General features: G+C 72.4%; 14 protein-coding genes and 1 pseudogene. 8 read left to right on the top strand and 7 right to left on the bottom strand.

Annotated features, from left to right (window positions below):
• Positions 1-86 precede the first annotated feature (86 nt).
• Positions 87-476, top strand: a complete 390-nt coding sequence (locus ACZ4U1_RS01990; protein ID WP_467898419.1) for a DUF2267 domain-containing protein — start codon at positions 87-89, stop codon at positions 474-476.
• A gap of 12 nt (positions 477-488) precedes the next feature.
• On the opposite strand, the gene ACZ4U1_RS01985 is transcribed toward ACZ4U1_RS01990, so the two are convergent.
• Positions 489-689: a cold-shock protein gene (locus tag ACZ4U1_RS01985; protein WP_467898416.1), complete on the bottom strand. Its 201-nt coding sequence runs from the start codon at positions 687-689 to the stop codon at positions 489-491.
• 345 nt (positions 690-1,034) lie between these two features.
• On the opposite strand from ACZ4U1_RS01985, the gene ACZ4U1_RS01980 reads away from it, so the two are divergent.
• Genes ACZ4U1_RS01980 through ACZ4U1_RS01970 form a run of 3 tightly spaced genes read left to right on the top strand, consistent with a single transcriptional unit; the run spans position 1,035 to position 7,186 of the window.
• Positions 1,035-1,844 (top strand): hypothetical protein, encoded by an 810-nt coding sequence (locus tag ACZ4U1_RS01980; protein WP_467898414.1) that lies wholly within the window; start codon positions 1,035-1,037, stop codon positions 1,842-1,844.
• On the top strand, positions 1,841-2,422 hold the full coding sequence (locus tag ACZ4U1_RS01975) for a hypothetical protein (protein ID WP_467898411.1): 582 nt from the start codon (positions 1,841-1,843) through the stop codon (positions 2,420-2,422). Before ACZ4U1_RS01980 ends, ACZ4U1_RS01975 begins: the two co-directional genes overlap by 4 nt.
• Before the next feature lie 12 nt (positions 2,423-2,434).
• Positions 2,435-7,186 carry an nSTAND1 domain-containing NTPase gene (locus ACZ4U1_RS01970; RefSeq protein WP_467898409.1) on the top strand — a complete coding sequence of 1,584 codons (4,752 nt, stop codon included), beginning with the start codon at positions 2,435-2,437 and terminating at the stop codon, positions 7,184-7,186.
• Positions 7,187-7,270: 84 nt separating this feature from the next.
• Here the strand turns inward: ACZ4U1_RS01970 and ACZ4U1_RS01965 are convergent, their stop codons facing one another.
• Both ACZ4U1_RS01965 and ACZ4U1_RS01960 read right to left on the bottom strand, forming a co-directional pair.
• Complete coding sequence (locus ACZ4U1_RS01965) at positions 7,271-7,756, bottom strand: hypothetical protein (protein WP_467898406.1); 486 nt, start codon at positions 7,754-7,756, stop codon at positions 7,271-7,273.
• A 328-nt stretch (positions 7,757-8,084) separates the two neighbouring features.
• The gene (locus ACZ4U1_RS01960) at positions 8,085-8,969 is read right to left on the bottom strand and encodes a helix-turn-helix domain-containing protein (RefSeq protein WP_467898403.1); all 885 of its coding nucleotides are present in this window, start codon (positions 8,967-8,969) and stop codon (positions 8,085-8,087) included.
• 99 nt (positions 8,970-9,068) lie between these two features.
• Here ACZ4U1_RS01960 and ACZ4U1_RS01955 point away from each other — a divergent pair, with 99 nt between their 5' ends.
• Both ACZ4U1_RS01955 and ACZ4U1_RS01950 read left to right on the top strand, forming a co-directional pair.
• Positions 9,069-10,505, top strand: coding sequence for an amidase (locus ACZ4U1_RS01955; protein WP_467898400.1), 1,437 nt, complete (start codon positions 9,069-9,071; stop codon positions 10,503-10,505).
• Positions 10,506-10,775: 270 nt separating this feature from the next.
• On the top strand, positions 10,776-10,976 hold the full coding sequence (locus tag ACZ4U1_RS01950; RefSeq protein WP_467898398.1) for a cold-shock protein: 201 nt from the start codon (positions 10,776-10,778) through the stop codon (positions 10,974-10,976).
• A 98-nt stretch (positions 10,977-11,074) separates the two neighbouring features.
• On the opposite strand, the gene ACZ4U1_RS01945 is transcribed toward ACZ4U1_RS01950, so the two are convergent.
• Positions 11,075-11,758, bottom strand: coding sequence for a helix-turn-helix domain-containing protein (locus tag ACZ4U1_RS01945; protein WP_467898395.1), 684 nt, complete (start codon positions 11,756-11,758; stop codon positions 11,075-11,077).
• A gap of 244 nt (positions 11,759-12,002) precedes the next feature.
• Positions 12,003-14,387, bottom strand: coding sequence for a phosphoketolase family protein (locus ACZ4U1_RS01940; RefSeq protein ID WP_467898392.1), 2,385 nt, complete (start codon positions 14,385-14,387; stop codon positions 12,003-12,005).
• Positions 14,388-14,711: 324 nt separating this feature from the next.
• On the opposite strand from ACZ4U1_RS01940, the gene ACZ4U1_RS01935 reads away from it, so the two are divergent.
• Both ACZ4U1_RS01935 and ACZ4U1_RS01930 read left to right on the top strand, forming a co-directional pair.
• Positions 14,712-15,566, top strand: coding sequence for a potassium channel family protein (locus ACZ4U1_RS01935; protein WP_467898390.1), 855 nt, complete (start codon positions 14,712-14,714; stop codon positions 15,564-15,566).
• A gap of 174 nt (positions 15,567-15,740) precedes the next feature.
• Positions 15,741-16,478 carry a flavodoxin family protein gene (locus tag ACZ4U1_RS01930; RefSeq protein WP_467898387.1) on the top strand — a complete coding sequence of 246 codons (738 nt, stop codon included), beginning with the start codon at positions 15,741-15,743 and terminating at the stop codon, positions 16,476-16,478.
• A 43-nt stretch (positions 16,479-16,521) separates the two neighbouring features.
• Here the strand turns inward: ACZ4U1_RS01930 and ACZ4U1_RS01925 are convergent, their stop codons facing one another.
• Positions 16,522-17,115, bottom strand: a complete 594-nt coding sequence (locus ACZ4U1_RS01925; protein WP_467898384.1) for a sarcosine oxidase subunit gamma — start codon at positions 17,113-17,115, stop codon at positions 16,522-16,524.
• Positions 17,105-20,250 (bottom strand): annotated as a pseudogene (locus ACZ4U1_RS01920) (sarcosine oxidase subunit delta family protein). Before ACZ4U1_RS01920 ends, ACZ4U1_RS01925 begins: the two are co-directional and overlap by 11 nt.
• Between the last annotated feature and the right edge of the window lie 11 nt (positions 20,251-20,261).

Genomic DNA, 20,261 nt, shown 5'->3' with positions numbered 1-20,261 from the left:
CCTATTCAATTATCACAAATGACCAGATCGCAATGACTTGTCGGCTTCGGTGACACCACGAGGGCAGGGGGTGAACCGAGGTGATCATGCACTGGGACGCCTTGATCGCCGCAGTCCAGGACCGCGGTGAATACGCTTCGCAGGAGGAGGCGGAACGCGCCACCCGAGTCGTCCTGGCCCTGCTGGGCGCTCATCTGGTGGGAGATGTACGCGCCGAGCTGGCCGCCCGGCTCCCCGAAACGCTCGCGCTCGTCCTGCTCAACCCGCTCCAGGCACACGAACCACTGCCGCCCGAGCGGTTCATCCGGGCCACCGCGGCCTGGATCGAGGGCGCGACGGAGAAGACCGCCACCTGGGACGTCAGCGCCGTACTCAGCGTCGTGGCCGACATCGCGGGTGAGGACCTGATGAACCGCATCCTGCTCCAGCTCCCGCCTGGCTACGACCTGCTCTTCGGGCACCCGCAGCCAGGCTGATCACCACCGGTGTCAGAGCAGGCTGACGGCGCTGGCCTGCGGGCCCTTGTGGCCTTCGGTGACCTCGTACTCGACCCGCTGGCCCTCCTCCAGGCTGCGGAAACCAGCGGCCTTGATCTCGGAGTAGTGCACGAAGAGATCGGGACCGCTGTCCTGCTCGATGAACCCGAAGCCCTTGTCGGCGTTGAACCACTTGACGGTGCCCTGCGCCACGCTCGCTCCTGCTGTGTCGTACCGGTGTCAGCGGCGCCATTCTGAGCCTCATACCTTCCGTACGGTGGGCGACACGCCTGGGCGTACGCCAGCCCGACGCCCCAGAAGGTGAGCCCGGCCCGCCCGGTGGCCGCTGCTGCCTCCACACCTCCTCCACCGACACGCACATTCTCTGTATTGCGTGGGAATTCCGATCACGTACCCCGTGCATATATGCATTTCCGTGGACTCGCTATCGGACAACGCGCCCCTTCGCTAATCTGCTGCTGATCGTGGCTGCCCGATCGATGTGGCAGGGGGAAGCCGAAACGGCAGTGCGCCGGTTCGGATCGGGGGGAGAACGTGATGCAGCGCCTTGGCGTCAGGGCGGCGGTCGTTGCTGTCGCCTTGCTGATCGTCGCCGCGGGCTCGGCCTATCTGCTCCTGCGGCCCGGCGGTGCGGCGGACTCGGTCCGGCTCGAGCTCGTCGCGGACAGCCGGCTGGCCGCACTGGACCTGCCGGGGGAGCCGGACGGGGCATGCGAGGTGAAGTCGACCGTGTGCCGGTCGAGTCTCCGGGTGGAGAAGAACAGCGAGGTCAGGAAGGTCGTCGTCACCGCGCGTGACACGCTGCCGGACGGGGTTCGGCTGGCCTACTGGGGATGCCGGGAGGGCCCCGGGGCCTCCGGCTGCACGGTCCGCCAGGACCACGACGCCATCATCTGCGTGACCACCACCGGGCCCGCCGACGTGGCGCGCCAGGCCTGTGGGAAGAAGGCCGCGCCGGCGCCGGCCGACGGAACCGGAACGCTGACCGTGATCTTCAAAACGAAATGGAAGATCGATCTGTTCGGCAATTTCAAGGGATCCTGCGGTAACGACGGCGTTCTCGGAAAGAAGTGCGAAATCGCCGTCAAGCCGGGAAAGATCTATTACCTGCGCGCCCAGCCCCCGCGGGAAGGCGATCCGTACGCGCACCCCGCCCGGAAGCCCGGATTCTCCTACGTGTACATCGACTACGAGGGCTGCAACAGCGGCTTGGGGCACGGTGACGCGATCACCTGTGCGGTCTTCGGATCGGCGGGGAAAGCGACCGTCTGTGTGTCCACCGGAGACAAGTTCGAGCAGAAATCCGCGCGGGAATGCAACGCCTACCGCAGGACGGAGACGCCATGACCGGCCGCCTCGCCCGACGCCTTCTGCCCGTGGCCCTGCTCCTGGCAGCCGGATGCGCGTCGTCCGGCCAGGACCACGACGACGCTGCCCCGGGCCCTTCGGCGTCCGCGTCCTCCCGCTCCCGTGCCGACGGAGTGCCCCTGGTGGTGCTGATGACCTCCGCGTGGAGTGCCGGGATCGGCTCCGACATCCCCGGCCAGAAGTTCTGCCCGGACATCCGTGAAAGGGGCAAGACGCAGCCCAGCACCGCCGTCTCCTGCCGGTTCGTCGTCCCCCGTGGCACCGCGGTCAAGCTCACCGCGAAGGTGCGGGAGCGGCATCCGGCCCTGGTGGTCTCGAATGAAGGGGTACGGCTCAGCCTCTGTCCCCATGACGTGTGGTCCGAGGCGTCCCGGACCGTGACCTGCACCGTGACCGTGACGGAGGGAACGGCGCTGTGCCTGAACGACAACATGCCGCATCTCTCCGTCGAGTGCGAGTGGGTGGCGCAGGGATACGCACGCCTGCCCGCCACCGCCCCGTCCGGCTTCCGCCCCGGCCCGCACCAGGCGGCGCGTCCCGACGAACCGTTCAGCTGACAGGTCCGAGCGGTGAGCGAGGAAGAGCCGGGCGGCGGGCAGGACGAGCGCCGCCGACGGATGCTGGCCGGGATGCGCGGCAGGCTCGGCCGGTACGCGGAGGCGTCCGTGCCGGGGGTGCGGCGCTGGACCCCGCGCCTGCTGCTGGCCGCCCTGGCGGCCGGGGCGTTCGGCGCGCTGCTGGGGCCCGACGGGGCACTCCTGCCGACGAGCATCGGCGTACTCAGCTCGGTCGGCGGCAACGTCCTCACCGACTTCGTCACCTCCGCCGTGGACCACCTGCGGCCCGATGCCTCACCCGAGGAGGCCGAGGCGGAACTCCAGCGGCGGATCGAGGAGGTGCTCGACGAGGGCGGCGACCGTGCGGCGGTCCTGCGCGCGGCCGTCGCCCGGCTACTGCGGGACAGCGGAGCCCTCGGTGAACTCCTCCGCGGCGATTTTGGGGACGGGCGGGGAGCAGGCGGCGAACTGATCGCCGGCCTCGCCGAACTCGCCGCACACTTCGGGGAGTTCCGCTTCCTGTTCGTAGACATCGGTACCGCCCTGGACGGCCTGCGCAGCAGCGCCGACCTGCACACCGCGCAACACGACCGGATCATGGACGCGATGCGCCGGCAGGAGGCCGCCACCCACAGGGTGGGGGACGGCATAGCCGCCCTCCGCGGCGGCCCGCCGCAGACACGGACCCCGGCGCCCCGGCCCCGCTGGGTGGGGGACTGCCCGTACCGTGGCCTGGCGGCGTTCCGCGAGGAGGACGCCGAGCTGTTCCACGGTCGGGCGCGGGCGATCGAGCGACTGGTCACGCTCACCGCCGGCGTGCTCGCCGACGACCACACCGGCCCCGCCATGGTGATGGTCACCGGCGACTCCGGCGTCGGCAAGTCCTCGCTGCTGCGGGCAGGGCTGCTGCCCGCTCTGGCGGCGGCGTCCGGCGGGCTGCCACCGGAGACGACGCGGTGGCCGCAGATCGTCATGACGCCCAGGGAGTTCGGTGATCCGCTCGGCACCCTCGCCCTCCACCTCGCGTCCGTCCTGCCCGGCGCCGACCAGCACACACTGCGCGAGCGGCTGACGGCCGATCCCGAGAGCACCGGGAGATACATCCGGCAGGCGCTCCTCTCCGAGCGGCTCGAACGCCGGCGGGCCGGCGCTCCCGGCGACGGGCTGCGACTCGTCCTGGTGGTCGACCAGTTCGAGGAACTGTTCGGGGTGGGCACCCCCGACACCCGCCAGGCCGCGGCGTTCGTCACCGCCCTGCACTCCGCCACAACCCCGGCCGCAGGACACGGCAGGCCACCGGCGCTGGTGGTGATCGGCATGCGCGGGGACCAGCAGGACAACTGCTCCCGCTACGAGGTGTTGCGGCAGGCCCTGGAGCAGAACCTGTTCATCCTGGGCCCGATGGAGGAGCCGGATCTGCGCCGGGCGATCGCCGACCAGGCGGAGGCCGCCGGGCTCGCGGTCGCCCCGCGGCTCGCCGAAAGGATCCTCGCCGATCTGCGCTCCCCCGAACTCCTCGTTCCCGGCGGCGGATTCACCGCCGGTGCGCTGCCGCTGCTGTCCCAGGCGATGCTGCTCACCTGGGAGTGCCGCGAGGGAGACCGGCTCACCGACCGCGCCTACGAACTGTCGGGCGGAGTGCGCGGCGCCGTCGAGACGAGCGCGGAGCGGGTGTTTGCGGCCCTGACCCCGCGCGAGCAGGACGTCGCCGCGGACGCCCTGCGCAGACTCGCCCTCATCGGCCCGGACACGCCCGCCGTCAGCCGCCGCGTACCGCTGCGGGACCTGCCCGAGGAAGCACCAGCCGTACTGCGGAAGTTCGCCGAGCGGCGGCTCGTCGTGATCGGGAACGAGTACGCGGAGCCCGCCCATCAGACGCTGCTCCACGCCTGGCCCAGGTTGCGCGACTGGCTCAGCACCGACATCGAGGAATGGCGACGGCACGGCCGCCTCGCCCAGGACGCCGAACGATGGTCGCAGGACGGGCAGGCCCCGGCCCACCTCTACCAGGGCCCGCTGCTCGCGGCGATACGCGAGGCGGAACAGCGGTGGCTCGCCGACCCCGGCAGGTTCCCCACGCCGGAGGGACGGCAGCGGGAATTCCTGGACGCGTCCTACGCCGCCGAGACCCGACGGGTGCGCCGCCGCCGCACGCTGGCCGCGACGGTGGCGGTGGCGGTGGTCCTGGCACTGATCGCTGGAGTCTTCGCCCTCGTGGCGAGCGGCAGGCTCGACAGCCAACGCGACATGGAACTGTCCCGGCGGCTCGCGGAGAGCAGCGCGCAGGCCGCCGACCCCGTCGAGGCGGCGCTGCTCGCGGCCGCGGCCTGGCGGGTCGCTCCGACCGACGATGCCCGCCACAGCCTGCGCGTCGTCCTCGCGGGCCCCCTGCGCGGCACCCTCACCGGCCACGGCGCCGTCACGGCGATCGCCCACAGCCCCGACGGCCGGACGATCGCCACCGGCGGCACGGACTCCTTGGTCCGGCTCTGGGACGCGGCCTCGCACCGCCCGGTCGGCAAACCGCTCGCCGGCCCCGCCGGCACCGTGACCGCGCTGGCGTTCAGTGCGGACGGCCACACCCTGACCGGCGCGGGCGACGACCACACCGTACGGATCTGGGACCTGCGCGGGGGCCGGACACGGGCCCGGCCCACCGCGGCGATCGCGGCCGGCGACACCGGCCCGATCGTGCTCGGCCCGGGCGGCAGGACGTTCTTCAGCGGCACGCGGCTGTGGGACACCGCCTCCGGCAAGTCCGTCGGCGACCCGCTGGACACCCCGGCGAGCAGCGCCGCCTTCAGCCCCGACGGCCGGCTGCTCGCCACCGCCGACGCCGAACGGCGCGTACGGCTGTGGGACACCGCCATCCAGCGCCAGGCCGGCCCCACCCTCACCGGCGCCTCCGGGCCGCTCGCCTTCACACCCGACGGCAAGTACCTCATCGCCTCGGGGACATCGGGACACCTCCGGCTCCGGGACCTGGCCGGCCGGGAGTGGATCGGCGACCGGCCCGGATGCGGCGAGGACACCGCGCCGAGCGCCCTCGCCGTCGCCCCGGCCGGTACGACGATCGCGGTCGGCTGCGGGGACGGCACGGCCACCCTGCGGAGCCTGTCCGGCCGCAGCCTGCTCGGCGGCCCGCTGCGCGGCCACAGCGGCCGCGTCGACGCCCTCTCCTTCAGTCCCGACGGCACGGCGCTGGCCACCGCCGGGGACAGCGGTCCGGAGGTACGGCTGTGGAACGTCGGCGATCCGCTGCTGACCTCACTCGACAACCGGGACGGGCCCGTAGCGGCCTCCCCGGACGGGCGGTACGTCGCCGCGGGCGCCCCCGGCAACGGCGACTGGCGCATCAGGCTCTGGGACGTCACCACGGGCCGGAACACCGCACTCGGCGGGCTGGGCGACTGGACCCGCGCGCTCGCCTTCAGCCCGGACGGCCACACGGTGGCGGCGGCCGACGAGGACCGCGTCCAGACGTGGGACACCGCGAGCGGCCGGGAACTGACCACCCTGGCCGACGCCGGACCGGTTCAGGCACTCGCCTGGTCCGCCGACGGACGGTCGCTGTCCGCCGCAGCGAGCCAGGCGGGCTTCACCGTACGGCGCTGGGACGCGCGCACCGGCCGCCTGCTGCGTACGCTCACGCCCGACGTGCCCCCAGGAGACCCGCTGGCATCCCTAGGCCACCTCACGTTCGGCCCCGACCTGCGCACCCTCGCCACCGTGGCAGAGGGGCAGGACGTACGGCTGTGGGAGCTGGGCCACGGCCAGGCACTCGGCGAGGCGATGCGGGGGCAGAACGGCCGGGTCGACTCCGTGGCGTTCAGCCCCGACGGCCGCCTGCTCGCCGCGAGCGGCGCCGACGGCACCGTGCGGCTGTGGGACACCGCCCGCCGGCGGCCCGTCGGCCGGCCGCTGGAGGGCCACACCGACGAGGTGTCCGCCGTAGCCTTCAGCGGCGACGGCAGCACCCTCGCCTCCGCCGGCCGCGACGGCACCGTCCGGCTCTGGGACACCACCACCCGGACCCCGCTCGGCGTGCCGTTCACCGGCCCGTTCGAAGCCGTCCGCTCCCTGGCCTTCCTGCCGGGCCGGGAAGCCCTCGCCGCGATCACCGACATCCGCACCCTGGAGGTGTGGCGGGTGGCCGAGCCGGACGACCTCCCCGGCGCGGTCTGCGCCGCGGCCGGGCGTCCCATGACACGGGCGGAGTGGGAACGGTACGCCCCGGACGCCGCGTTCCGCGCCGTCTGCGACCACCCGGCGGCCGGCACACGCGCCCTCCCCTCCACCGGCAGCCTCCCGCCCCCCGGGCCCCTGAAGTCGAGCGGCCCCTCGGACCCCCCGGGCACACCGGCGACCGCGGCCCAGTTCGCCGGGCGCTACACCCTGGTGCTGGACGAGGGGGCGAGCCGGGCCGCCTTCCGGCCGGAGGCGCCCGCGCAGACCCACCCCTTGCAGCAGGACCTCGACTTCCTGGCCGGCTTCTACCGCGGGGACCACGGGCTGACCTTCCGCTCCGCGTGCGCCGGCGCGGACTGCGCGCTCCGCATGACCGGCTTCGCCGACATCCCCGCCGTCACCCTCCACCGCACCGCGCGGGGCACCTTCCGCGGCTCCGCCGGGGCCCGCACCTGGACCCTCCGCGCCGGCACCGTCGCCGGCGGCCGAGTCACCACGCTCACCCTCGTCTACGAGATCCGGGACGCCTCTCACCGGTACAGCGGCGCCCAGGGCTTCCGCGGCGCCAGGCCATGAACAAAGGCCGCCGCCACGGCCTCCGGGTTGCCCAGCGTCTGGTCCCGCATCAGGTGCCGTCCCCGTGCGGGCCGGCCACCACGATCACTCCTCCTCCGCGGCGCGACCCTCTCCCGCCATGAAGCGCCAGACAAGGGCGTGGCCCACGATGATCAGGGCAATGAGCATGAGCGCCTCGGCCTGGATGGGGCGCAGCCGGACATGACCGGCGAGTTCGGGGGCCACGCCGACGACCGCGATCACGCAGTAGAGCACGGTGGCGCCGGCCTGCTGCCAGGCGACGAAACTGTCGCCGCGCGTGCGGGCCAGCAGCCGCAGGGTGCATCCGCAGCCGACTACCGCGAGGGCGGTGAAGGCCGCTCGCCAGATCAGCGGCTGCTCGGTTCCGCCGACCTGGGCGAACAAGCCCATCAGGGCGGGCAGCAGGAAGGACAGGTAGACCCCGCCGACGATCCGGCGCTGGGCGGGGTCGCCCATCCAGTCGGCATGACTCTGAACGACGTTCCACCACAGGCCGACCAAGGTGAAGCAGGTCGCGGAGAAGAGGGCGTAGAAGGTGGTGACATCCATGGACGACAAGGGTTGCAGTACCGGCGACCCCGACGTGCGCCACACGCCCTGAGCCCGCCCGGCCCCGCCGATACGGCGTAGGCCCGGCCCGCCGCGCCTGGGCGGTACGCAGCTGATTCCGCACACAGCAGCTCGACCGCGCGATCGCCGACCACTACCCCCAGCCCCGCGGCACACCCGCGCAACCGCACTCCGAAGGGTGATCGTCTCGCCCACCGTGGGGTCGTACACGATGGGCAGCAGCTCCTTCAGATGCCGACCCGGAACGGCTCCTCGGGGACGGTCGCCGCCGCGTCGTACACCTCGACGATCCCCGTCAACGGCTCGGTCACGGTCGGCCAAAGGGTGACCACCGTGAAACCGATTCCCCGGACAGGTACGCGGGGGCGGACCATGCGATGTCATCGACCGCCAGCCACGGTGCCGCCGCGACAGCCGTCGGGGTCGCCCCTGCGAAGGCCATGACCTCGCGATGGAGGTGGGACTGGTCGGCGTAGCCGATCTCCGCCGCGACCCGGGCGGCGCTGTGACCGGAGGCGAGTCGGTGAGCCGCGTGGTCGAAGCGGACGAGCTGAGCCGCGCGCTTGGGAGTGAGGCCGACCTGGGAACGGAACCGGGACCACAGACGCTTACGGCTCCAACCGGCCTCGGCCGCCAGCCGCTCGATCCGGACCGCCCCCGGGTTCACCAGCATGTGCCGCCAGGCGAAGGCGACTTCCGGATCGACCGGCCGGCCCGCCTCGTGGCGTCGAGCGAGCGCCGCCTCCGCGATCGCGAACCGGTCGTCCCACGACCCGGCCGCGCGCAGCCGCTCCTGGACGCGCGCCGCGTCGCGGCCCCAGAGGTCGTCGAGGGAGACCACCGTCCCGCTCAGCTCCCAGGAGGCGCCCAGCACCGAGTGTGCGAGCACGGGCGACAGCCGTAGCTGCAGGCACTCGATGTCCTGGCCGCTCCCTCGGACACCGCCGGGCGCGAGTCCGACGACGAGACTGTCGTCCTGCCGCCGGCCGTTGACGTGGTCTACGGCGAGCGGCCCGTCGCCCAGGTTGACGGCCACCGTGACCGCCGGGTACGGGACCACGCCCAGATCGACGGGGTCCGTCGTACGAGCGCGGAACCCGGCCATGCTGACCCCCGGCAGCCGACCGGGCCGCGACGGGGTGGTGATGTCCCACACCGCGGCAGCGTCATGAGCCGGCTCGGTGGATCGCATGGCCTCAGGCTACGGAACATTCGTCCAAGACGCGGTGTCGCGGACGCGACAACACTGACGGCCTGCCATGAACTCCCCACCGGGAAAGGACCGTTGCTGATGCGTTCGCCGATCGACCCGTTCACGCCGGCCGTGGAGCTGGCCGCGGCCATACGCCGCAAGGAGGTGAGTCCGGTCGAGGTGGCCGAGGGCTGCCTGGAGCGGATCAACGCGCTCGACCCCCGCCTGAACGCCTTCTGTCATCGCGCCGACGACGACGTCCGCAAGGCCGCCTCCGCCGCAGCCGACGCCGTGGCGCGGGCGGCGTCGCCGGAAGACCTCCCGCCGTTCCACGGCGTCCCGCTGCCGGTCAAGGACCTGCTCGACGTGGCCGGATGGCCCACCAGCCACGGCTCCGCCGGCGCGAGCCCGGCGCCGGCCGCGGTGTCCGACCCGGTCGTGCAACGCTTCGTGGACGCCGGGTTCGTCCTGCTCGGCAAGACCACCACCTCCGAGTTCGGCACCCTGCCCTTCACCGAGAGCGAAGCCCTCGGCATCTCGCGCAACCCCTGGGACCCGGACCGCACACCGGGCGGCTCGTCCAGCGGGGCGGGCATCGCCGTCGCCACCGGGATGGCGCCCCTCGCCCACGCCGAGGACGGCGGCGGGTCGATCCGCATCCCCGCCTCGTGCAACGGGCTCGTCGGGCTCAAACCCACGCGCGGCCTGATCACCAACGCGACCGTGAGCGCCGAGGGTCTCGGCACCAGCGGCGTGCTCACCCGCTCGGTGGCGGACACCGCGGCCGCGCTCGACGTGCTCGCGCGCCACGATCCCGGCGCGTGGTGGTCGCCCCCGACCCGGCACGGCTCCTTCACCGCCGCACTGAGGAAACCGCCGACGGCCGGGCTGCGGATCGGTGTGCTCACCGACTCGCCGTTGGACGGGATCAGCGTGGACCCGGCGTGCACGGCGGCCGTCGAGCCGACGCTTCGCGCGCTCGAAGCGGCCGGCCACCATGTCGTGGACACCCGCCTTCCGCTGCCCCCGACCGACGAGTTGGTCGTCGCCTTCACGACCATCTGGAACACCGGCGGCGCCGGGATCGCGCTCGCGGACCCCGACCGTGTCGAGCCCCACAACCGCGCCCTGCGTGACGCCGCGCGATCGGTCGACTCGTGGGCCTACGTGGAAGGCGTGAAGAAGACCCAAGAGCTGTCGCGGCGCATGGTCGAGGGCTTCCTCGCCGGCTTCGACCTCCTGGTGACGCCCACGATGGCATGTCTCCCGCCGCTCGTCGGTGCCTGGCGGGCGGGCACCGACGAGGATCCCCTGCGGGCACTGCTGAACAGCTACCCCATGGGAGTGTTCACCTCGGTGTTCAACGTCACCGGCCAACCGGCGATCTCCGTCCCCCTCCACCACGACGAGGCGACCGGCCTGCCCGTCGGCGTCCAGATCGTCGCCGCGCCATGGCGGGAGGACCTCCTCCTCCAGGTGGCACACACCCTTGAACAGGCCCACCCCTGGGCCGACCGCCGCCCACCGACCAGCTGACTCGCGGCCCACTGCCCCGAAGACACCGCGCCCCAGGTGCCGCATGAGTGTGACCTCCATCACGCCGCTTCCGCAGGCGGGAATGAATCCGGTGGGGGCCCGGTTGGACACAGCGGTCGTAGTTTTTGTGTCTGTGTTTCACCGCACGCTCGCGAAGAACGATGTCGCGGGCGCCGCCTTCCTTCAGGGAACTGGAGAAGTCGCGTCCAGGCCGGCCCGGGACACCGCACGGTGCGGGTCCCGCACCCCAGCCCCTGCAAGGAGCGAGAAATGACTCAGGGAACCGTCAAGTGGTTCAACGCGGAGAAGGGCTTCGGCTTCATCGCCCAGGCCGGCGGACCGGACCTCTTCGTGCACTACTCCGAGATCGAGGGCCACGGCTTCCGTAGCCTCGAGGAGAACCAGCACGTGGAGTTCGAGGTCGTCCAGGGCCCCAAGGGTCCGCAGGCCGCACGCGTTCGCGCCATCTGAGGTCCGGCGGGCAAGACCTGCCGAACACCTGCTGATGAATCCGAGGGCCGGTGCCGTGAGGCGCCGGCCCTCGGTCCGTCCGCCCTGGCCGGGCGGGGTCACCAGGTGTCGATGCGGCGGCCGGTCAGGCCGGTGATGTCGATGCGTACCCAGACGTCGCGCTCCCCGCCGGCCCAGGGCGCGCTGTGCGCCTGCTCGGTGAGGCGGCGTACGGCGTCTGGGTCGGTCACCGTCTCGGCATGTCCGCGCACCACGACGCTCCAGCCCTGGCTGAGCGCGTCGTCCACGCGGTCGACCTCGAAGGCCACCTCGCGGCCGAGCCCCTGGAGGGAGACCGTGCCCGGCTGGGTCCGGAAGACGACGGCGTCGTCGACGACGCTGTAGTTGACCGGGACGATGAGGGGCGCCGCCTCGGTGGACACCGCGATCCTGCCCACGCCGTGTGTCGACAGCAGCCGGCGGCAGTCCTCCTCGCCCAGTTCGGTCAGGCGCGGTGACCTGGCGGCCTGCCCGATGCCCGGCGGCAGGTCGACATAGCCTCCGCCGAGTTCCGTGGGGTCGGTCCGCAGGGCCCCGGCCAGCCTGAGCAGCGTGCCGGCCTCCGGCGCCGCGGTGCTGTGCTGCTCCAGGTGGGCGAGATAGCTCGGGGCCATGGCCGCCCGGAACGCCAGGTCCTCCAGGGTGAGGCCCAGCTCCCTTCGCCGCCGCTCGATGCGGCGGCCGAGGTCGCCCCGTGGCACAGCCGTCGACGGCGTCTGTCGCGGTTCTCGGTGTTCCGCCATGGTCCCTCACTCCTCGGGCAGCCGGTCCGCACCGGTGCGGACCGCGGGCCTGCTCCTGTGTCGCCTGCTGTGTCCACCATGACCGATCGCGGCGCGCCCGGCGCGGTCGGCCGGCGTTCGGCAAAACCTGGGCCGTCGGTGCCCGCCTGCTCGCGCTCCGTCATCGGGATACGGTCCCGCCGCACAGCCCGGCACCAGGGCGGACGGGCCCTGATTCCCGCCAGGAACCGCACGCCGGTGCCGTTCAGCCGTTCCAGGTCCAGTCCGCGACCTCCGGCAGGTCCGTGCCGTGCTCGCGGATCCAGACGTGATGACGTTGCCGGGTGTCCTCCATGTGCTGGCGTACGGCCGCCGCCCGCACCGCGAGGCCGGGGACGCGGTCGATGACGTCCATGACCAGGCGGTAGCGGTCCAGGTCGTTGCGGACCACCATGTCGAACGGGGTGGTCGTGGTGCCGATCTCCTTGTAGCCGCGCACGTGCAGGTTGGGGTGGCCGGTACGCCGGTAGGCCAGGCGGTGGATCAGCCACGGGTAGCCGTGGTAAGCGAAGACCACCGGCCTGTCGGCGGTGAACAGCCCGTCGTACTCGAAGTCGCTCATGCCGTGCGGGTGCTCCTCGCTCGGCAGCAGCCGGGCGATGTCCACGACGTTCACCACCCGCACCACCAGCTGGGGCAGGTGGCGGCGCAGCAACTGGGCTGCGGCCAGGACCTCCTGGGTGGGTACGTCACCCGCGCAAGCCAGTACGACGTCCGGGTCCCGGGTGCCGTCCTCGGTGCCGGCCCACGGCCAGATGCCGGCGCCGCGGGCGCAGTGGACCCTGGCCTCCTCCATCGACAGCCAGTCGAAGCAGGGCTGCTTGCCGGCCACGACGACGTTGACGTAGTCGCGGCTGCGGAGCACGTGGTCGGCGACCGACAGCAGGGTGTTGGCGTCCGGCGGCAGGTAGACCCGTACCACCTCCGGGCTCTTGTTCAGCACGTGGTCCACGAAACCGGGGTCCTGGTGGGAGAAGCCGTTGTGGTCCTGGCGCCACACGTGCGAGGTCAGCAGGTAGTTCAGGGAGGCGATGGGGGCGCGCCAGGGCAGGCGGCGGGTGGTGCGCAGCCACTTGATGTGCTGGTTGACCATCGAGTCCACGATGTGCACGAACGCCTCGTAGCAGGAGAACAGCCCGTGCCGGCCGGTCAGGAGGTAGCCCTCCAGCCAGCCCTGGCAGGTGTGTTCGGAGAGGATCTCCATCACGCGGCCGTGCGGGTCGAGGTGCTCGTCCACGTCGAGGGTGGCGGCCTGCCAGGCCTTGCCGCTGGCCGCGTAGACGGCCTGGAGCCGGTTGGAGGCGGTCTCGTCGGGGCCGACGAGCCGGAAGTCGCGCCGGCCGGCGGTGGCCGCCATGACGTCCTGGAGCATGTCACCGAGCACGCGGGTCGGCTCGTGCAGCGTCGCGCCGGGCTTGTCGACGGCCACGGCGTACCGGTCCAGTGGCGGCAGCGGCAGCTCGCGCAGCAGGAGTCCGCCGTTGGCGTGCGGGGTGGCGCCGAGCCGGCGGGTGCCCTCGGGGACGCAGGCCAGGACGGTCGCGCGCGGGGCGCCGTGTTCGTCGAACAGTTCCTCGGGCCGGTAGGAGCGCAGCCACTGCTCCAGCAGGCGCAGGTGCTCGGGGTCGTCCCGGACGGCGGCCAGCGGCACCTGGTGGGCACGCCAGGTGCCCTCCACCGGCACTCCGTCGACCTCGGCCGGCCCGGTCCAGCCCTTGGGGGTGCGCAGGACGATCACCGGCCAGCGGGGCCGCTCGGTGGCGCCGTCCTCGCGGGCGGCTCGCTGGAAGGCGGCGATGCGGTCGACGGCGGTGTCCATGGCCGCGGCCATCGCACGGTGGACGGCGGCCGGTTCGTCGCCGGTGACGTGGATCGGCTCGTGGCCGTAGCCCCTGAGGAGTTCGTCCAGTTCGGCCTCGGGCAGGCGGGAGAGCACCGTCGGGTTGGCGATCTTGTAGCCGTTCAGGTGCAGGACCGGCAGCACGGCGCCGTCATGGACCGGGTCGAGGAACTTGTTCCCGTGCCAGGAGGCGGCCAGCGGCCCGGTCTCCGCCTCACCGTCGCCGATCACACAGGCGACCAGCAGGTCCGGGTTGTCGAAGGCCGCGCCGTAGGCGTGCGACAGGCAGTAGCCGAGTTCGCCGCCTTCGTGGATCGAGCCGGGGGTCTCGGGGGCGACATGACTGGGCACCCCGCCCGGGAAGGAGAACTGCCGGAACAGCCGGGCCATCCCGGCCGCGTCCCGGGTGATGTCCGGATAGGTCTCGGTGTACGACCCCTCCAGCCAGGAGTTCGCCAGGACGGCGGGGCCGCCGTGGCCGGGTCCCCAGATGCACACGGCGTCCAGGCCGCGGGCCTTGACGACGCGGTTCAGATGGGTGTGGACCAGGTTGAGGCCGGGGGAGGTGCCCCAGTGGCCGAGCAGGCGCGGCTTGACGTGTTCGGGCCGCAGCGGCTCGGTCAGCAGAGGGTTGGCCATGAGGTAGATCTGGCCCACCGCGAGGTAGTTGGCGGCGCGCCAGTGGGCGTCCAGTTCCGCGAGTTCCACGTCCGTGAGTTCGGTGAGCGCCTGCTGGGTGTCGAGGGACATCGGGGTCCTTCCGGATCGGACGGGCGGTGGTGCACGGAGTGCCCGGGGGCACAGCTCACCATCCGGCGGACCGGCGGGTACCCGACAGGGCCGTTCGGGCCACCCCTCGGGCCGAGGCGTCCCTGTCCGCCCCTTCACGGCGCGAGGTCCACCCCGTACAGCGTCCGTCCCCCGGTCGGCGCGCGCCCGCCGGCCGGCTCCGGATGGATGCACACGTACACCTCCTCCCTGCCGGGACACGGCAGGCCGGGCGTGGCGCGTGACCGTGTCCGGCAGGGGATCGTTCGATGCTGGACCCGAGGCGGGCGAGCCCGAGGAGGAGCTATGGAATGGCTGGTCACCCTGGTCGGCGCGTTGGTGGTGCTGATCATCCTGCGGGACGTGTTCCACACGCTGTGGCATCCCACCCGGCACGGCGGCCTGAGCAGGGTCGTCATGACGTTGTTGTGGCGCTTGTCGACCAGAACGCGCAGGAGCAACAGGGCCGCCGGGCTGGCCGGGCCCGTCGGCATGGTGACCGTGGTGGCCACGTGGGCCTGCGCGATGGCCGTGGGCTGGGCTCTCGTGTACTGGCCCCACATGCCGGAGGCGTTCTCCTTCAGCGGTGCGCTGAGGCCGTCCGAGCACGCCGGCCCGGTGGACGCCCTGTACCTCTCCCTGGTGACCGTGGCCACGCTCGGCCTCGGTGACATCGCCCCCGCCGCCGACTGGCTGCGTATCGTCGCGCCGTTGGAGGCGCTGATCGGCTTCGCGCTGCTGACCGCCACCGTTTCCTGGATCCTGGGCATCTATCCGGCTCTGGCCCGCAGGCGGGCCCTGGCACTGCGCATCTCGCAGCTGCGCCGTGCCGATCCGACGGCGGGTCGTCCGGAGTCCGACGTGGAGTCGGTCGTCCTCGGTCAACTCGCCGCTGACATCGCCCGTACGTGCGTGGACTTTCTCCAGTACCCGGAGTCCTACTACTTCCACGACGGCCCCGGCGACACCTCGTTGGCGCTCACTCTCGGCTACGCCACCGACCTCGCCGAACGGGCCCGGCGGACCACGTCGGGCGGCGCCGCCGTGCTCGCCACCGCCCTCGACGACCTGGCCCTCGTGCTCGACCAGCGCTTCCTGCGCACCGGCGGCACGCGGCAGCAGGTCCTCGCCGCCTACGCCCGCGACCACGGCAGCCCCTGATGGCCAGGCGACCGGCGCGTGCGCGGACGCCGTCGGCCCGGCCGTTCGCCGCCGCCGGACGAGGAGGCCGTTCGGAGGCGTTGCGGTGGCGCCCGCCGAGCGCGGTCCGCAGGCTTGATCTGCATGTGGACGCGCCGCCCGCGAGGGGTGGCGGCAAGGCCCTGGGAGGACCGTGTGACCGCTTCGTCGCCCGCCGACGACACGCCTCCGGCCCGTTACGACGACCTGCGGGCCCTGGTGATCAACTGCACCCTCAAGCGCTCTCCGGAGACGAGCAACACCCAGGGGCTGATCGACCGGAGCACGGGCATCATGGGTGCCCAGGGCGTACGCGTCGACGTCGTGCGGGCGGTGGATCATGACATCGCCACCGGTGTGTGGCCCGACATGAGGGAGCACGGCTGGAAGACGGACGCCTGGCCGGACCTGTACCGGCAGGTCATGGCGGCCGACATCCTCGTGCTGGCCGGCCCGATCTGGCTGGGCGACAACAGCTCCGTGATGAAGCAGGTGATCGAACGCCTCTACGCCTGTTCCAGTCTGCTCAACGATGCCGGTCAGTACGCCTACTACGGCCGTGTCGGCGGCTGTCTGATCACCGGGAACGAGGACGGCGTCAAGCACTGCGCCATGAACGTCCTCTACAGCCTGCAACACCTGGGGTACACCATCCCGCCCCAGGCGGACGCGGGATGGATCGGCGAGGCGGGGCCCGGCCCGTCCTACCTGGACCCCGGCTCGGGCGGACCGCAGAACGACTTCACCAACCGCAACACCACGTTCATGACCTGGAACCTGCTCCACATGGCGCGGGCGCTGAAGGACCTGGGTGGCATCCCCGCCTACGGCAACCAGCGCACCGCCTGGGACGCCGGCTGCCGCCACGACTACGAGAATCCCGAGCACCGGTAGCTGTGTGAGGCCGGGGGAGGCGGGACCTGGTGAGCGGTGGAGGTCATCCGGTGTCGTCCCGGTGTTCCGTGCAGGCGTCCACGAGCCAGGCCGCCAGGTAGGACGCGAACGAGGAACGGACCAGCAGCCAGACACCGGAGGCTGCCTCGCCCCGTACCACCAGGGTGACCGGGGCCTGTGCCAGCAGCGTCGTCAGACATGCGCCGACCGGCGTCACCCGGGGGTCCAGATCGATGGCGCACCCCTGGGCCAGCACCTCGCGGACGAGGTGTCCGGACAGGGCCAGCGTGGTGCGCTGCGCCGAGACGTCGGTGACCGTGGCGAACGCGTCCCCGACGGCCGACCTCAGCTGGGCGAGGAGCTGTTGCCGCCGGCCGTCCGGGGCCACCAGCAGCCATTCGTCCGGGCCCGTCCACAGCACCTTGACGTCGCCCGACATCTCAGCGCGCACGGGCCCCGGCAGCGCCACGCCCAAGGACGCCTCGACGGCCTCGGCGGCAGCGCTGCCGGGCTCCACCCGCAGCGTGATCTGGGTCAGGAAGGGCAGTTCCCGGACCCGCACTCCGGTGGGCAGCCGCGCCAGGCGGTCCTGCCATGCGGCCAGCGGACTGAAGCGCGTGGGCGTCTCAACCGTCACGGCGAGTTCCCTCCTTGTCGAAGAGCACGGGGTCGGTCACGGTCACCGGCACGGTCCGGCCGTCCAGCGGGACGTAGAGGGTGTCGCCGATGCGCTCGGTTCCGGAGCGCACCAGGGCGAGCGCGAACGTCCGCCGCAGGGCGTCGCTGCGGTAGCTGGAGGTGACGTGTCCCAGCATGGGGACCGGCGGCTCCGGGACGTCGCTGGTGGCGATGATCTGGGCGCCCTCGGGCAGCAGGACCCGCTCGTCGGCCGGCAGCAGGCCCACCAGCTGCTTGCGGTCGCGGCGGAGGTTCTCCGCCCGGGTGAAGGACCGCTTGCCGACGAAGTCCGGCTTCTTCCTGGACACGACCCATGACATGCCCAGGTCCTGCGGGGTGACGGTGCCGTCGGTGTCCTGCCCGATGATCGGGTAGCCCTTCTCGGCGCGCAGCACGTGCATGGTCTCGGTGCCGTACGGCGTGATGCCGAACGGGCTGCCCGCCGCGTACAGGGCCTTCCACGCGGTGATGCCGTGCCAGGCGGGGACGTTGATCTCGTAGGCGAGTTCACCGGAGAAGCTGATACGGCACACCCGCGCCGGGATGCCGGCGACGTCCGCGTCGCGCCAGGACATGAACGGGAAGGCGTCGTTGCCGACGTCCAGACCGGGGGCCACCTGTGCCAGCACGTCGCGGGAGCGGGGGCCGGCCAGGGGGATGGTCACCCAGTGCTCGGTGACGGAGGTGAGGTGCACGCGCAGGTCGGGCCACTCCGTCTGCAGCCACTCCTCCATCCACTCCAGGACCCTGGCCGCGTTGCCGGTGGTCGTGGTCAGCAGGAACTCCCGCTCGGCCACCCGGACGACGGTGCCGTCGTCGAGGACCATGCCGTCGACGCCGCACATCACGCCGTACCGGATCCGGCCCACCTTGAGTGTGCTCATCAGGTTCGTGTAGAGCCGGTCCAGCAGTACGCCGGCGTCCGGGCCCTGCACGTTGATCTTTCCGAGCGTGGAGCCGTCCATCATCGCGACGCCGGTGCGGGCGGCCCGGCACTCGCGCAGCACGGCCTCCTCCATGGTCTCGCCCGCCTGCGGGTAGTACCAGGGGCGCTTCCACTGGCCGACGTTCTCGAACAGGGCGCCGTGTTCGACATGCCAGGGGTGCAGCGCGGTCACCCGGACGGGGTCGAACAGTTCCCCGCGGTTGCGGCCCGCGAGGGCGGCGAAGGCCACGGGCACGGCGGGCGGGCGCAAGCGCGTGGTGCCGAGGTCGGCGATGTCCACCCCGAGTGCCTCCGCGACGATGCCCGAGGTCATCACGCCCGATGTCCGGCCCTGGTCATGGGCGGTGCCGATCGTGGTGTAACGCTTGACGTGCTCCACCGACTTCAGGCCGGCCCCGGTCGCCCGCAGCACGTCGGAGACGAGGGCGTCCCGCTGCAGGTCGACGAACTGGTGCGCGCCGTCCTGACCGTCCCGTCGGCTCGGGACCCGCCACAGCACCCGGCCGGGTGCCTCCTCCGGCAGGGGACCGGGGGTCGGCAGGGCGATCGTCTGACCGGGCCTGCCGAGCGCCGACAGGGCCCGTCCGGCGGCGTCCACGCCGTCGGCCAGACAGCCGGCCAGGGTGAAGGTACCGCTCGCCGATCCCGCCGTACGGACGCTGTCCAGCGCCTGCGCGGGCAGGAAGGCCCCGGTCCCGGCGTCGTAGCGCAGGCCGCCGCGGGCCTGGCTGAACAGGGACACGGCCGGGTTCCAGCCGCCGGAGACGAGCAGCAGATCGCAGTCGATTCCCTGCCGGTCCCCGACGCGACCTCGGCGGAAGGGGGCGACGTGGGCACGGGAGACCCGTTGCACGCCGCTGGTGCCGGTGACGACGTGGCCCGCGCGCACGTCGACGCCCCGTTCGACGCATACTGCCCGCCAGTGCGCGGGCACGTCCTCGCGGGCGTCGATCACCGCGGCGATCCGCACGCCCGCGTCGGCCAGTTCGAGCGCTGCCGGGTAGGCGCTGTCGTTCGTGGTGAACACGACGGCCCGCTGTCCGGGCAGGACGCCGAAGCGGTTGAGGTAGGTGCGTGCCGAGCCGGCCAGCATGATCCCGGGGCGGTCGTTGTCGTCGAAGGCGACCGGGCGCTCGTAGGCTCCGGTGGCGTACACGACCTGCTTGGCGCGGATGCGCCAGACCCGTTGCCGCGAGACATGAGCGGGTGCTGCGGCACCGAGGTGGTCCGTGCGCTTCTCCAGGGCCATGACGAGTCCGTCGTCGTAGTGACCGAACGCGGTGGTGCGCCGCAGCAGGCGGACGTCGGGGCAGGCGTCGAGCTCCGCGACGACCTCGTCGACCCACTCGGTCGCGGGTCTGCCGTCGAGCATCTCCTGACTGCCGAGCAACGACCCGCCGGGCCGGGGGAGTTCGTCGACGACGATCACACGGACTCCGGCCCGGGCGGCCGCCAGCGCGGCGGCCAGTCCGGCCGGGCCGGCGCCGACGACCAGGAGCTCACCGTGGGCGTGCATGGTGTCGTAGCGCGCCGGGTCCGGCCGGCTGCTCAGGCGGCCCTGGCCGGAAAGGCCCCGGGCGACGAGGCCGTCGTACAGCTCCACGGTGGTGGCCGTGAGCATGGGCTCAGGGAAGGGGGCCTCGATCTGCACGAGCGCGTTGGGCTCTTCGGCTCCGGCGGCCAGGACGCCGCGCGGCCGTCCGTACGTGATGCTGTCGGCCACGTGGTGCACGCCGTTGGCGAGCAGGGCCGAGGCGAGGGTGTCGCCGGGGTGCCCGGTGTAGGCGGTGCCGTCGAAGGTGAAGGACAGGATGGTGTCGCGGTCGATGCGGCCGTGGCCGTGGGCACGGAACGGGGTGTTCATCAGCCGGCCTCCTGGCCTGTGTGCCGCCCGGGGATGTCGTGGACCGCGAGGAACTCGTGGGTGACCGTGTCGCGCAGGGCGTTGAACCAGCGCCGGCAGCCGGCCGCGTGCACCCACCGCTCGGCGAACGGGCCCTTGGGGTTGTCGTGGAAGAAGACGTACTGGGCCCACTGTGCGTCATCGAGCGCGTACGGGTCGTCGGGGTAGGCGACGTGCGCCTGCCCGCCGTAGTGGAATTCGATCTCTTCGCGCTCACCGCACCAGGGGCAGGCTATGAGCTGCATGTGAACCTCCT

The organism is Streptomyces sp. NPDC028928 (genome assembly GCF_055564915.1).
This window is presented reverse-complemented; position numbering and strand designations above follow the sequence as displayed.